Genomic DNA, 13,248 nt, shown 5'->3' on the forward strand with positions numbered 1-13,248 from the left:
CTAGGGCGAGAAGCGTAGGGCGTCGAACGCTTCCGCGTCGGGCTGGAGCGCCATTCGCTGAAACCACTCGGTTCGCAGGACATCCCAGCGAACGTCCTCCGGCAGGGCAGCGAGCATGGTCATTGCGCCACCTCTGGCGATCTCGCTCTTGTGTGCGGACAAGGCGTCCCACTTGGTCTGCAGCCACGCGGTCACGTCGACGAAGAGATCTATCTCCTCGTCGGGGACCCCGGGCAGCGGCCCCACCGGGCGGTTCGCCTGTTTTCTCACCGCAGGCCAGAGAAGCTGGGCAGCCGAGAACGGCATGGTGGCCTGGTAGAGGAGTTTCGGCCGCCAGGGTGGGCCCGCCTCGGGGTACAGCTGCGGGTATCCGGCTGCTCCGATCGCAGCAACCGCAACGCGATGTGTCTGGATGTGGTCGGGGTGCCCGTACACACCCATCGGGTCATACGTCAGCACGGTGTCCGGCCGGAATGCCCGGATATGGGCGACCACCGACTCGACCAGTTCATCAAAAGGGGCATCGCAGAACGAGCGATAGTCCTCTGTGGTGTCGGTGACACCGAGATCTGCATACCCCAACAGCCTCGGGGCACCGGCATTCAGTATCTGGAGGGACCGCTGCAGTTCGCCGGCCCGTTCGGAGCCCGGGGGCCACGTACACGTCACAACCGACGTGCGACCGCCGAGTTCTGCGCATCGGAGGAGGACACCCCCTGTCCAGAGCGCTTCGTCATCGGGATGCGCGTGGATGCAGAGCAGACTCGGATGCGACACGGGTCCAGACTAGTCCGAGCCGTCTGCGGTCCGGCCCGAGATGGTGGTCGAGAAACCGCCGATTCGTGGGCGTCGATCCTGCAGCCGACGCAGTGGAGCGCCGACCAGACCCTGCGGTCACGCGAACTCCTCCGACAGAACGCAGGTGGGTGAGTCCGGGCCTGTCGATGCACGATCGGTGGGCACAGCGCACAATTGCACCCATGGCCATCATCAACAAGGGCTTCGGGGCCCGCCGCCGGCAGAAGGACGATCGGCTACCGCCAGGGCAATACCTGACCCGCGACTTCCCCGTCCTGACCGCCGGACCCACCCCGGCGATCCGACAGGAGCAGTGGGGCTTCGACGTCAAAGGGCGAGACGGTGAGCTGCAGAGCTGGACGTGGGACGAGTTCATGGCGCTGCCCCAGGAGGACGTCACCGTCGACATCCATTGCGTGACGGCGTGGTCCAAGCTCGACACGACGTGGCGGGGAGTCTCGCTGGATGTGCTCCTCGGTGAAGACGTCGATCCCGACGGTTTCATCCTGGCCCACTGTTATGGCGGGTACACCACCAATGTGCCGCTGGAAGATGTCCTCGACGGCAAGGCGTGGGTTGCGCACACCTTTGACGGTGAGCCACTTGCCGCCGAACACGGTGGGCCGGCACGACTGTTGATCCCGCACCTGTATTTCTGGAAGTCAGCCAAGTGGGTCAACGGTCTGACGATCTTGGACGACGACGTGCCGGGCTTCTGGGAGACCAACGGATACCACAACCACGGAGACCCGTGGAAAGAAGAGCGGTATTGGTGAACGGCTGGCGGCCCGCGACGGTGGTCGCGGCCGAGATGGAGACGCAAACCGCACGCACCCTGCGCTTACGGCTGCCTGATCGCGGCCGGGTGCTGCCGGGTCAACACGTCGACATCCGCCTGACCGCCGAGGATGGGTATCAGGCGGTGAGGTCCTACTCGATTGCCGCGGCCACCGGTGACGACCTGCTCGAGACCACCGTCGAGGAGCTCGAGGACGGAGAGGTCTCGCCTTACCTCGTGTACGACCTGCAGGTGGGTGACCAGGTGGAGGTCCGCGGGCCGATCGGTCGCTGGTTCGTCTGGAGGCCGAACGAACAGAACCCGGTGCAGCTGATCGCAGGTGGATCAGGCGTGGTGCCACTCATGTCGATGATCCGGGAACACGAACACGCGTCCTCCCAGGCGCCTTTTCGGCTCTTCTATTCGCTGCGCACACCCGCAAGTCGCTACTACGCGCAGGAACTGGAAAGCCTGGTCGCTTCTGAACGACTGCGTGTGGACTACGTGTACACCCGGCAGGCGCCTGAATCGTCGACGCGACCGGCCGGTCGGCCGGACATCGCCGAGTTCGCGGCCGCTCTGATCCCGGTGGGCCTCGATCCGCAGGTGCGGGTCTGCGGGCCAACGGCTTTCGTCGAACAGTATGCGCAGTGGCTACTCGATCTGGGTTATCCCGCCGCGAACATCCGTACCGAGCGTTTCGGAGGGTGAGACCTCACATGGAAAGCAGAATCCTTGAGACGACATGACCCCGAGTGGCGTGCATTCGCGTCCGACAACTACGCCGGAGTGCTGCCAGAGGTGTTGACTGCCATCGCCGAGGCGAACGGTGGCCATCAGGTCTCTTATGGCGAAGACGACTACACCGACGCGCTGCGGGCGGTCATCCGCAACGAATTCGGTTCCCGCGCCGAGGTTTTTCCTGTCTTCAACGGAACCGGCGCCAATGTGGTGGCGCTGACATCGCTCATGCCGCGTTGGGGCGCTGCGATCGTCACGGAGTCTGCGCATGTCCACACCGACGAAGGCGGTGCGCCCGAACGCGTCAGTGGTATCAAGCTGCTGACGGTGCCCACCCCGGACGGCAAGCTGACGCCGGAACTGATCGCGACGGAGGCTTATGGCTGGGGTTTCGAGCATCGGGCACAGCCAGCTGTGGTCAGCCTGACCCAGGTCACCGAGCTCGGGACGCTCTACACCCCCGCAGAGATCGCGGCCAACGCCGACTTCGCTCACCGGAACAACATGGCGTTGCATGTCGACGGCGCACGGCTGTGGAATGCGGCTGCGGCCCTGCAGATGCCGATGGGGCGGTTCACCACCGACGTCGGTGTGGACATCGTCAGCCTCGGTGCCACCAAGGTCGGTGCGCTCGGCGCCGAGGCGATCGTGGTGATCGACCCAGACCGGGTCGACGGCTTGATCTATCTACGCAAACTGAGCATGCAGCTGGCCAGCAAGATGAGATTCATCTCGGCGCAACTGCTGGCACTGTTCGAGGACGGCAACGGTATCCGCGCTGCCGCGCACGCCAACGCGATGGCCGCGCGTCTACGAAGTGGTCTCGAAGGTGTTCCGGGGCTTCGTTTCGCGCAGTCCACCGAGTCGAACGCCGTGTTCGCCGTCCTCGATCGCGCAGCCGCCGAACGGGTCCGTGAGTCGTGGCGTTTCTACAACTGGGATGAGGCGGGAGGAACGGTGCGATGGATGTGTTCCTTCGACACCACCGACGACGACGTGGACCGCTTCATCGAGAACATCAGAAAAGAGCTCGCACGCTGATCGTGTGCGCCTCCCGACCTACGTCCGATCGGTGGCACCTCCGAGTTGATGACGCAGTGCGTCGGATACTTCTGGCCACCGGAAGCGATGCCCGATCGCGGTGAGCCGGGACGGCACCACATGCTGGTTGGCCAACGCGAGTTCGCGAGCACCTTGCGCGCCGAGGATCAGTTGTGGGCCCAGGCTGGGCACGGGCACGATCGCCGGCCGGTGCACCGCCCGAGCCAAGGCGGCGGTGTAGTCGCTGTTCCGCACGGCATTGGGTGCCACCGCATTGATCGGTCCCCGCACCGTTTCGTCGACGATGGCGCGATGGTAGATGTCCACCAGATCGTCGATCGCGATCCACGGCAGCCACTGCCTGCCGTCCCCGATCCGCCCGCCGAACCCCACCGTGAACAGTGGGCGTAGCAGCCGTAGTGTGCCACCGGCCGCAGCCTGCACGATCCCGGTGCGGACGTTGACCACCCGGACGCCGGAGTCGCCTGCGGCTTCGGTCGCCGCCTCCCAGTCGGCGACAACGTCGGCAAGGAAGCCCTCACCACGCGAGGCGTTCTCGTCGAGCTGCTCGTCGCCGCGGTCGTACCCGTAGAAGCCCACGGCCGAGGCGCAGATGAGCGCGGGCTGGGGTGTGGTGGCCGCAATCACCGACGACAACTGTGCCGTGGGGTCGATGCGGCTGTCGCGGACCGCTCGTTTGTGGCTGTCACTGAATCGGCCCGCGATGGATTCGCCGGCCAGGTGGACCACTGCGTCGACGCCGTCCACCAAGTCTGGTGCCGGATTGTGGGGATCCCAGCGTCGCTCGTCTCCGTGGGAGGGATCGCGGCGTACGAGTGAGATCACCCGGTGCCCGCCGGTGGTCAAGAAGGCCTTGAGGGCGGTACCCACCAGGCCGGATGAGCCGGTCATCGCAATGGTCATCGGTCCGCGCCCGGACTCGTTCGCCCATGCGTGGGCCGCCAGGTCGTCGGCGAGCTGGCGATGCCGGTAGCGAAACATGGGCCGTAGCAACGCAGTCGGGACGGGCGTGTCGACCGTGTCGGTGACCAGAGTGGAGTTCGCGTCGACGGCAGAGAATCCGTGATGATGCGTCCACGTCAGCACAGACTTCAGTGGCCACGAGTCCAGCTTGTCCACGAACTGATTGGGCGGGTGGTACCTCGACGGCTGATGCCGCGCGACCCATTTCAGTCCACCCGGGAACCCCAACACCGCAGTTCCGTCACTGAGCGACTCGGCTTCTTTGATCAACGACGGTGGTCCCCAGGGTGGCGCCAGCCGCGTGAAGGCGCCCGGCCGTCCGTGCCAGGCGAACACCTCGTCTACAGGTGTGGGGACGGTACTCGAATGCGTGATGCCCATGGGCCCACGCTACGCATCGGTGATATGTCTGCGCGCATCGTCAGCCCTGCTGCTTTGCCCACTCCTCGATTCTCGAGGCGCTCTCGGCGGGGGAGAGGTCCTCGATCCGGGTCATCACCGACCATCGCACCCCGAAAGGGTCGCGCACCGAGCCGAACCGATCACCGGAGACGAATGTCTGTACCTCCTCGCGGATGACCGCACCCGCATCGACGGCCCGCTGCACCACGGAATCCACGTCGGTGACGTAGACGGCGATCGAGTAGCAGTCGCAGTCCCCGTCTGGCCTCGGCACCAGTCCATACTGAGGGTTGGGGTCGCCCAGTTGTAACCGCCCCGTCCCGAAGTCGAGGTCGGCATGCGCGACAATCGGTTCACCGTCGGGACCGGGGAAGTCGGTGCGCTGTTCAACGTGTGCCCCGAAGACGTTGCTGTAGAACTCGATTGCCTCGGCAGCTGGCGTGACGACGATGAAGGGTGTGAGGGAGGTATAGCCGTGGGGGATTCCGTGATCGGTGAATTGCCCGGTGGCAGCGTGGATACTCATGAAGGCGATGGTCCACCGACGCAGGGTGTGAGCGCTTGAAGAAACGCGACAGTTCCCACCATGGGCCCATCGGGCCGCGTGGTGACCTGCGCCCAGGCGCCCGTGGCGTACAGATCTCACGCCTCGCGGTCCCTCCCGGACACCGGGCCGGGAGCCTTCTACGGCATGTCTGGATCGCATCCTGGAACCTTCCGGCACCGATCGTTCAACCAGTCCTCGAACACCCCGGCGGGAACGTGGTCGTCGAGCCGGACAAGGCTGCCCTCTACTGCGTCAGTCAGGGGACCAGTGAGCAGAAGCTCGAGGGGAAGAGCTGGGCCGCGGCAGTTCTGTTGCGACCCGCCGCGATCACGCTGCTGACAGGCAGATCGATGGCGGGTTCGACGGCCGGCGGACCGGTGTTGCCGATCGGCGAGCCTTTGCCCATCCCCGGCCGGGGCGATGTCGCAGGAGCCGTGCGGACGGCGATGCGCTCATGTTCGGAACCGGATCGGCGCGCCTACGAGGAGGTCCTGTCCGTATACCTCGACTGGGCCACGCAGTGGGAGATCGACGACGAAGGCGAGTTGATCAACCGGGTCGTCGATGTGGTCGAAGACGATGACGGGCCGCGCCGCGTCGCCGAGCTCGCAGACGCGGTGAACATGTCCACGCGAGCCCTTCAGCGGTTGTGCGTACATCGAACGGGCCTGAGCCCCAAGTGGTTGATCCAGCGTCGCCGGTTGCAAGACGCCGCGCTCGCCCTGCGTGAAGGCCAGTTGTCGGTAGCGGATGTGGCAGCGTCACTTGGTTACTCCGATCAGGCTCACCTGGCCCGCGAGTTCAAGGCGGTTGTCGGTCGGACACCCAGTGACTATGTGCGGTCTGCCGCCCGGCGGGAATGACGTCGCGGTGTCGGTCAGCCCCGGCGTCCGATTCCCAGCAGGCCACGCACCATCGCCTCGGCGGATGCCACCGGTGCAAGCAGCGTTTCGGCGACATCGACGATGTTCTCCACCCGTCCGACAACACGTTCGATCCGTTCGACCACCGCGACCATTTTCGTGACCGTGCTGTCCACCCGCGTCAGTGTCGCCGAGAAGTCGTCCATGGCTGCGCCGAAACTGCCGAGGGTCGTGTCGAATCCGGCCATCGCCTTGTCGAAGTCGGTCAGGGCCCCGCCGAGGTCACCGATGATCGTGTCCAGTTGCCCGACAGTGATGTCTGCGTTCATCGCCGCTTGCGCCAGCTTCCGGAAACGCTGCCGTTCGTGGCCGTCTTCTCCGCTGTCCGTTGTCACCACGCCCCAAGTATCTTCTCCGCGCCTCGGCAGTGCGGGCAATTCGCAAAGCCGCCGTAGCTCGGACTGCCGCCCGCGTCGTTCTTTATGCTCTGTTCGGATGCGCCGGGTGAACGTCATGCCGGGTATTGGACGCGAGGAGGCGCCGTGATGGCCGACAGGTTCGACGTCATTGTGGTCGGGGGCGGGCTGGCCGGGCTGGTCGCAACCCATGAAGTGGTGAAGGCCGGCAAGCGCGTGGCCGTGCTGGAACAGGAGAACGAACAGAACCTGGGTGGGCAGGCTTTCTGGTCCCTGGGTGGTCTGTTCTTCGTCGATTCCCCCGAGCAGCGCAGACTCGGCATCAAGGATTCGGTCGAACTGGCCCGGCAGGACTGGTTCGGTTCCGCCGGATTCGATCGTGACCGTGAGGACCACTGGCCGCGGCAATGGGCCGAGGCCTACGTGAACTTCGCCGCCGGCGAAAAGCGTTCGTATCTGCACGATCTGGGCCTGCGTGTGATGGCGACAGTCGGTTGGGCCGAGCGTGGCTCCGGTCTCGCTGCCGGCCACGGCAACTCTGTCCCGCGATTCCACATCACCTGGGGAACGGGCCCGGAGGTGGTCCGGGTGTTCCGCGAGCCGGTTCTCGACGGTGCTGCCAAGGGTCTGGTCACCATCAAGTACCGGCATCAGGTGGACGAGCTCATCGTGGAGAACGGGGCGGCAGTGGGCGTACGGGGATCTGTCCTGGTGCCCTCGACCCAGCGGCGAGGGGTGTCGTCGAGTCGTGAAACCGCCGCCGAGTTCGAACTCCGTGCCGAAGCTGTGGTCGTGACTTCAGGAGGCATCGGCGGCAACTTCGACCTCGTGAAGAAGAACTGGCCGGTAGACCGTCTCGGGCCTGCCCCAGCACACATGATCACCGGCGTACCCGCGCACGTGGACGGGCGAATGCTCGAGATCACCAAGAACGCCGGCGGCAACATCGTCAACAGTGACCGCATGTGGCATTACCCCGAGGGGATCAAGAACTGGGACCCGATCTGGCCCAACCACGCCATCCGGATCATCCCGGGCCCATCGTCACTGTGGCTCGACGCCACGGGCAAACGGCTGCCGGTTCCGAATTTCCCGGGTTTCGACTCGTTGGGCACACTGGGAACGATCACTCGTGGCGGCCACGACTTCACCTGGTTCATCCTGACCCAGGCGATCATCGAAAAAGAGTTCGCCCTCTCGGGTTCGGAGCAGAACCCGGACTTCACCGGAAAAGACATCAAGCTTCTGCTTCAGCGCGTCCGCAAAGGCGCAACGGGTCCGGTCGAGGCCTTCAAGGAGCACGGCATCGACTTTGTCGTCCGCGACAATCTCCGCGATCTGGTGGCCGGGATGAACGAGATCACCACAGGTCCGCAGCTCGACTTCGCGAGCATCGAAGCCGAAGTGGTGGCCCGCGACCGCGAACTGGACAACAAATACACCAAGGACATGCAGATCATGGCGATCCGCAATGCCCGAAACTACCTCAGTGACAAGATCATCCGGGTGGCACGGCCTCACAAGTTGCAAGACCCGAAATACGGCCCGATGATTGCCGTCCGCCTACATCTGGTGACCCGAAAGACGCTGGGTGGGCTGGAGACCGATCTCGATGCGAAGGTGATCCGGCCGTCCGGTGAGCCGTTCGAAGGTCTGTATGCAGCCGGCGAGGTCGCGGGTTTCGGTGGCGGTGGGGTACACGGCTACAACGCGCTCGAGGGCACGTTCCTCGGTGGCTGCATCTTCTCCGGCCGGGCGGCCGGACGCGCACTCGTCCGCGACCTCGGTTGAGGCGGGGGACCGGCGGCTCAGTCGCGGACGGGAGTACTTGCCGCCAACGCTTCCTCGTGTGCCCGAGGCCGGGCCACCCTGGCACGGACGTCGATCCGGTAAGAGATGATGGCCAGGGTGAACACCCCGACAGACAGGTTCACCAGAGCGGCGAATCCTTCGGTTGCGAAATCGACCAACGCATTGAGCATCGTGAAGGTGAGTGCGCCGTACCGCAGGAAATGCAGCGGCCACATCTTGTCGGTCTTACGCAGCATCACCATCGCCGGGAGTGAAAAAGCAAGTGTGACGGTAGAACTCAGGAGAAGAATGGCGGTGGCCATGCTCATGCCCGCCAATTCGAACGTCACGTTGTCGTCGTCCAGGTAGATCCCGTTCATCGCGACGCCGAGAAGTCCTAAGCCGAACGCCAACGCCGCGGTCACGGTCATCAGCCAACCGACGATCGGCAGCCATCGCGGACTTCGGAACCACGAAGGGATCAAGCGGGGGGCCCACTGCGACAGTGCGTACAACCGCGCTGATGCGATGCCGGATGTCAGCAGAAGGCTGCGAATGTGTTCCGCCGCAACCTTGTCGTAGCCCATCTCCTCGGCTTCCTCGACCAGGCGCAGCGCGAGCTCCCGCCGGTGCGGGGCCAGGCCTCGCGCAACCCCGTCGGCCGCGATGGAGGCTGCCGACGAGACCTTCTCGTGAGCGCTCAGAGGCCGTACCTCTCGTAGGACCCGACCTACGATCAGAACGAAAACGACCAGTACATACATGATCTCGGCGGAAGGTCCGTAGAAGTAGTCGTTGTCCTTGGTGACGAACTTGCCCACCTCGTCGAGGAACAGACCGAAACCGATACCGCCGAGGACAACACAGAACAATCGGGCGCCGAACCCCAGCAGCCACCAACTGATCAGCAGCGACAGCATCATGAACGCTCCGCCGTAGAGCGCGTGGGCGATGTGTAGGTTCCCGCCCCCGACTTGCGGATAATCGGTGATCCACAAGTAACCCCGGGTGAGAAGAATGGTGGTGATCGCGATGATCATGAACGCCTCTGCCGAACTGAAGCCCACGGCGTTCCGAGTGAAGAAGCCGAGGCGGGACGGTCGGTTGGATGAACGTGTCACGTCGCTCCTCGTGGTGAAACCGGGCAATCCGGCTGTGCGCAAGAATTGTACGGCGGCTGGTTCTCGGAGGATCGGGTTCGTATCGAACACCGCGTGAGGCGGCTCGATCGCCGTTACGCTCAGCAAATGAAACAACTCATCCGGTCTGTGACCGCAGTTTTGCTGGTGACGGCGGCATTGTTCGTCGGTGCGGCAACTGCTACGGCGACGCCCAGCAAAGACATTTCGGCCAAGACTCTCGCGGATTTCGAGATTCCCGCCGAGCTGATCCCATTCATCCCGGCTGGTGTTCACGTCGTGGCGCGCGAGATCACCATCGCTCCAGGCGGGACCACCGGGTGGCATTACCACGATGGACCGGTTGTCGGATTCGTCGGTGCGGGCACCCTGACCCATCCGGGGCCCGACTGCGTTCCCCAGATCTTCCGTACGGGCGATTTCATCAATGAACCGAGCGGGGTCGCCAACACCCACGTCGGACGCAACCTCGGCACTGTTCCCGTGGTCCTGTACGTCGCCTATCTGGAACCCTTGGGTGATCCGCTCTTCGAGGACGCGCCAGCCCCGGCGTGTGACGTCGCCGCCGGGTGACTCGCCTACGATCGCAGAGATGGACGTAGCCCAGAAAGTTGCTGTTGTAACCGGCGGTGGAGCCGGAATCGGCGCGGCCCTCAGTCGTGCTCTGGCAGAGGCCGGGAGCCGGGTTGTGGTTGCAGACCTGAACGCGGGCAAGGCAGAGGCCGTTGCCGACGAGATCAACGCTTCGCATGATGGTCGTGCTGTCGCGGAGGGCGGAGATGTCGCGGATGAAGGTGTGCTCCAGCGGATTGTCGACCGCGCCGAGAGTGAGTTCGGGCCGGTGGACATCTTCTTCGCGAACGCCGGGACCACCGCCGGACTGGGCCTGGACACTCCCGACGATTTGTGGGACATCGCCCTCGAGGTGAACGTCATGGCCCACGTCCGTGCCGCGCGGTTGCTCGTTCCGCGATGGATCGAGCGTGGCGGCGGATATTTCGTGTCGACGGCGTCTGCGGCAGGTCTGCTGACTCAGATCGGTTCGGCCACTTACTCGGTCTCCAAGCACGCTGCAGTGGGTTTCGCCGAGTGGCTCTCTGTCACCTACGGCGACCAGGGTGTGAAAGTGAGTTGTCTGTGCCCCATGGGAGTGGAGACCGAGTTGCTTCGCTCCGGGTTCGAGACCGACCAGCCGGGCGCTTCTGTCGCCGCCAGCGCAGTGATCGGCGCGGGCGCGGTACTTCAACCGGCAGACGTGGCGGTCCAGGTTCTCGCCGCGGTCGAACAGGAAAAATTCTTGATTCTCCCGCATCCGGAAGTACTGGACTTCTACCGTAACAAGGGGTCGGATTACGACCGTTGGATTTCCGGGATGCGTCGTTATCAGCGTCATCTGCTCTCGGATTCCTGACGTTCCGAACCAGCCGGCTTCGACTCGGGCGATCAGGTCTGCCCGAGACATCTCTCACTCGATACAGGACTCATCACATGGATTTCGCCTACTCCGACCGATGCCTCGAATACCGAGATCGCCTTCTCGATTTCATGACGGGGCACGTGTATCCGGCGGAGCAGATCTACGCCAGGCAAATGGCCGAATCCGGTAATCCGCATTTCGATCCGCCGATCATCGAAGAACTCAAGACCGAGGCGAAAGAGCGCGGGTTGTGGAACCTCTTCCATCCCGATCCCCGCTACGGCGCAGGTCTGACCAACTCGGAGTATGCGCCACTTGCCGAGATCATGGGTCGAAGTGCTGCACTGGCACCGGAGGCAACCAACTGTTCGGCTCCGGACACCGGGAACATGGAAGTGCTGTCACTGTTCGGCAGTGATGAACACAAAGAGCGCTGGCTGACGCCACTCCTCGAGGGCACGATCCGGTCCGCGTTTGCGATGACCGAACCGGCGGTCGCCAGCTCCGACGCGACAAACATCCAGATGAGCATGACCCGGTCCGGGGACGAGTGGATCCTCAACGGCCGAAAGTGGTGGACGTCGAACGCATTACACCCCAACTGCAAAGTCCTGATCGTGATGGGAAAGACCGATCCCGACGCGGCAGCCCACGCGCAGCAATCGATGATGGTGGTCCCGATCGACGCTCCGGGCGTCAGGGTGATCCGCAACCTGCCGGTGTTCGGTTACCAGGACAGGGAGGGACACGCCGAGGTTCTCTTCGAGGACGTGCGTGTGCCCGACAGCGACGTCCTGGCCGGGGTCGGCGCAGGTTTCATGATCGGCCAGGCCCGCCTCGGACCGGGACGGATACACCACTGCATGCGAGCGATCGGGATGGCCGAACGCGCACTGGAACTGATGTGTGAGCGCGCTTCCTCGCGCATCGCATTCGGTAAGCCGCTCGCCGCCCAGGCGAACATCCAGGATTGGATTGCCGAGGCGCGCATCGACATCGAGATGAATCGATTGCTCACCCTCAAAGCGGCGTGGTTGATGGACACCGTGGGGAACAAACAAGCGCGCACCGAGATCGCTGCCATCAAGGTCGCCGCACCCAACATGGCGCTCAAGATCGTCGACCGGGCGATACAGGTCCACGGAGGGGGAGGGGTGTCCGACGACTTCCCACTCGCCAGCATGTACGCACACCTGCGCGCGCTTCGGCTGGCCGACGGTCCCGACGAGGTGCACAAGCGGACCATCGCGCGCCAGGAGCTCGGGCCTTACCGTAAGACGGAGGCGAAGGCATGAGTACGGCCGTCGGGATCGACACTGATCTGGTCACCGAATGGATCGTCGGTCTCGACATTGGAGCTGTTGCCCCGCTGTCGTTTTCGCGTATCGGCAACGGTCAATCCAATCTGACGTACCGCGTCGGGGACGCCGGTGGCCGCCACTGGGTTCTCCGTCGCCCGCCACTGGGAGCGCTGCTGGCATCGGCTCATGACGTGCTGCGCGAACACCGGATCATGTCTGCACTGCAGGACACCCCGGTTCCGGTGCCGGAGATGATCGCCACCACCAGTGATCCGGCTGTCACAGACGCCCCGCTTGTGTTGATGGGTTATGTCGACGGGGTTGTGGTCGACGATGTGGCGGTGGCCTCGCAATTGTCGCCCGAACGCCGGCGAGCCATCGGGTTGAGTCTGCCGCGGGCACTGGGCACCGTTCATTCGGTCGACCTCGCCAAGGTCGGTCTCGACGATCTGGCGAGCAAGAAGCCTTTTGCGGCCCGACAACTCAAGCGCTGGTCGGCGCAATGGGAACACTCCAAGACCCAGGACATCGCGGAGATCACCGAGGTCGCCCAGGCGCTTGCTGCGCACGCCCCGGATCAGTCCGAGGTGACACTGGTGCATGGCGACTACTACATGAGCAACGTGATCACCGGGGCCGAGAACGGTGACGTGATCGGCATCGTGGACTGGGAGCTGTGCACGCTCGGTGAACCGCTCGCCGACCTGGGCAACCTGCTGGCGTTCTGGCCGGAATCGGGCGACGGGGTGGCCGGGCCCTTCACCGCGCCGACACTTCCCGGGTTCCCGCGGCGGGCCGAGTTGATCGCCGGCTATGCGGAGGCGACGGGCCGGGACGTGACCGACGTCGGCTACTGGCACACCCTTGCCCTGTGGCGGTTGACCATCATCGCCGAGGGCGTTCGCCGACGACTGATCAACGATCCGCGAAATGCTTCACGCGACGGCGGACCGACGAACAAGGTCATCGACGATCTTGTTGTCCGCACTGTGCAGGTGGGGCGCGAATCCGGAATCCTGTGATGGCAGAA

At 64.3% G+C, this 13,248-nt stretch carries 14 protein-coding genes; 9 read left to right on the forward strand and 5 right to left on the reverse strand.

The features are described 5' to 3' along the window. The gene (locus tag CSW57_RS07280; protein ID WP_099382184.1) at positions 1-777 is read right to left on the reverse strand and encodes a PIG-L family deacetylase; all 777 of its coding nucleotides are present in this window, start codon (positions 775-777) and stop codon (positions 1-3) included. A 203-nt stretch (positions 778-980) separates the two neighbouring features. On the opposite strand from CSW57_RS07280, the gene CSW57_RS07285 reads away from it, so the two are divergent. The 3 genes from CSW57_RS07285 to CSW57_RS07295 are packed head-to-tail and all read left to right on the forward strand — an operon-like array spanning position 981 to position 3,358. Continuing rightward, the gene (locus CSW57_RS07285; RefSeq protein WP_099382185.1) at positions 981-1,574 is read left to right on the forward strand and encodes a sulfite oxidase-like oxidoreductase; all 594 of its coding nucleotides are present in this window, start codon (positions 981-983) and stop codon (positions 1,572-1,574) included. Then, positions 1,550-2,287: a ferredoxin reductase gene (locus CSW57_RS07290; RefSeq protein WP_223249103.1), complete on the forward strand. Its 738-nt coding sequence runs from the start codon at positions 1,550-1,552 to the stop codon at positions 2,285-2,287. Before CSW57_RS07285 ends, CSW57_RS07290 begins: the two co-directional genes overlap by 25 nt. Positions 2,288-2,311: 24 nt before the next feature. After that, the gene (locus CSW57_RS07295) at positions 2,312-3,358 is read left to right on the forward strand and encodes a threonine aldolase family protein (protein WP_099382186.1); all 1,047 of its coding nucleotides are present in this window, start codon (positions 2,312-2,314) and stop codon (positions 3,356-3,358) included. A gap of 18 nt (positions 3,359-3,376) precedes the next feature. Here the strand turns inward: CSW57_RS07295 and CSW57_RS07300 are convergent, their stop codons facing one another. Further along, entirely contained in the window at positions 3,377-4,723 is a 1,347-nt protein-coding gene (locus CSW57_RS07300) for a TIGR01777 family oxidoreductase (protein WP_099382187.1), read from the reverse strand. 40 nt (positions 4,724-4,763) lie between these two features. After that, a complete protein-coding gene (locus CSW57_RS07305) occupies positions 4,764-5,270 on the reverse strand; it encodes a VOC family protein (RefSeq protein WP_099382188.1) in 507 nt (168 codons plus the stop codon). Positions 5,271-5,305: 35 nt separating this feature from the next. On the opposite strand from CSW57_RS07305, the gene CSW57_RS07310 reads away from it, so the two are divergent. Then, positions 5,306-6,154: a helix-turn-helix transcriptional regulator gene (locus CSW57_RS07310; RefSeq protein ID WP_143696496.1), complete on the forward strand. Its 849-nt coding sequence runs from the start codon at positions 5,306-5,308 to the stop codon at positions 6,152-6,154. Positions 6,155-6,168: 14 nt separating this feature from the next. Here the strand turns inward: CSW57_RS07310 and CSW57_RS07315 are convergent, their stop codons facing one another. Then, positions 6,169-6,552: a hypothetical protein gene (locus CSW57_RS07315; protein WP_099382190.1), complete on the reverse strand. Its 384-nt coding sequence runs from the start codon at positions 6,550-6,552 to the stop codon at positions 6,169-6,171. 147 nt (positions 6,553-6,699) lie between these two features. On the opposite strand from CSW57_RS07315, the gene CSW57_RS07320 reads away from it, so the two are divergent. Continuing rightward, complete coding sequence (locus tag CSW57_RS07320; RefSeq protein ID WP_099382191.1) at positions 6,700-8,361, forward strand: FAD-binding dehydrogenase; 1,662 nt, start codon at positions 6,700-6,702, stop codon at positions 8,359-8,361. Positions 8,362-8,378: 17 nt separating this feature from the next. On the opposite strand, the gene CSW57_RS07325 is transcribed toward CSW57_RS07320, so the two are convergent. Continuing rightward, positions 8,379-9,401, reverse strand: coding sequence for a hypothetical protein (locus tag CSW57_RS07325; protein WP_370623930.1), 1,023 nt, complete (start codon positions 9,399-9,401; stop codon positions 8,379-8,381). A 207-nt stretch (positions 9,402-9,608) separates the two neighbouring features. On the opposite strand from CSW57_RS07325, the gene CSW57_RS07330 reads away from it, so the two are divergent. From CSW57_RS07330 to CSW57_RS07345, 4 genes are all read left to right on the forward strand, one after another. Further along, positions 9,609-10,073 (forward strand): cupin domain-containing protein, encoded by a 465-nt coding sequence (locus tag CSW57_RS07330; RefSeq protein WP_189339166.1) that lies wholly within the window; start codon positions 9,609-9,611, stop codon positions 10,071-10,073. 19 nt (positions 10,074-10,092) lie between these two features. Then, positions 10,093-10,911 (forward strand): SDR family oxidoreductase, encoded by an 819-nt coding sequence (locus CSW57_RS07335; RefSeq protein WP_099382445.1) that lies wholly within the window; start codon positions 10,093-10,095, stop codon positions 10,909-10,911. Between the two features lie 77 nt (positions 10,912-10,988). Next, entirely contained in the window at positions 10,989-12,212 is a 1,224-nt protein-coding gene (locus tag CSW57_RS07340) for an acyl-CoA dehydrogenase family protein (RefSeq protein ID WP_099382192.1), read from the forward strand. After that, the gene (locus CSW57_RS07345) at positions 12,209-13,240 is read left to right on the forward strand and encodes a phosphotransferase family protein (RefSeq protein ID WP_099382193.1); all 1,032 of its coding nucleotides are present in this window, start codon (positions 12,209-12,211) and stop codon (positions 13,238-13,240) included. The genes CSW57_RS07340 and CSW57_RS07345 overlap by 4 nt, the downstream gene beginning before the upstream one ends. Positions 13,241-13,248: the final 8 nt, after the last annotated feature.

The sequence above is a fragment of the Williamsia muralis genome, assembly GCF_002735905.1.
Taxonomy (GTDB): Bacteria; Actinomycetota; Actinomycetes; order Mycobacteriales; family Mycobacteriaceae; genus Williamsia; species Williamsia muralis_A.

Bases quoted from the DNA above. Each gene is read 5' to 3' on its own strand.
- CSW57_RS07285 (WP_099382185.1), top strand. From the start codon at position 981: ATGGCCATCATCAACAAGGGCTTCGGGGCCCGCCGCCGGCAGAAGGAC.
- CSW57_RS07300 (WP_099382187.1), bottom strand. From the start codon at position 4,723: ATGGGCATCACGCATTCGAGTACCGTCCCCACACCTGTAGACGAGGTG.
- CSW57_RS07305 (WP_099382188.1), bottom strand. From the start codon at position 5,270: ATGAGTATCCACGCTGCCACCGGGCAATTCACCGATCACGGAATCCCC.
- CSW57_RS07320 (WP_099382191.1), top strand. From the start codon at position 6,700: ATGGCCGACAGGTTCGACGTCATTGTGGTCGGGGGCGGGCTGGCCGGG.
- CSW57_RS07325 (WP_370623930.1), bottom strand. From the start codon at position 9,401: ATGATCATCGCGATCACCACCATTCTTCTCACCCGGGGTTACTTGTGG.
- CSW57_RS07330 (WP_189339166.1), top strand. From the start codon at position 9,609: ATGAAACAACTCATCCGGTCTGTGACCGCAGTTTTGCTGGTGACGGCG.
- CSW57_RS07335 (WP_099382445.1), top strand. From the start codon at position 10,093: ATGGACGTAGCCCAGAAAGTTGCTGTTGTAACCGGCGGTGGAGCCGGA.
- CSW57_RS07340 (WP_099382192.1), top strand. From the start codon at position 10,989: ATGGATTTCGCCTACTCCGACCGATGCCTCGAATACCGAGATCGCCTT.
- CSW57_RS07345 (WP_099382193.1), top strand. From the start codon at position 12,209: ATGAGTACGGCCGTCGGGATCGACACTGATCTGGTCACCGAATGGATC.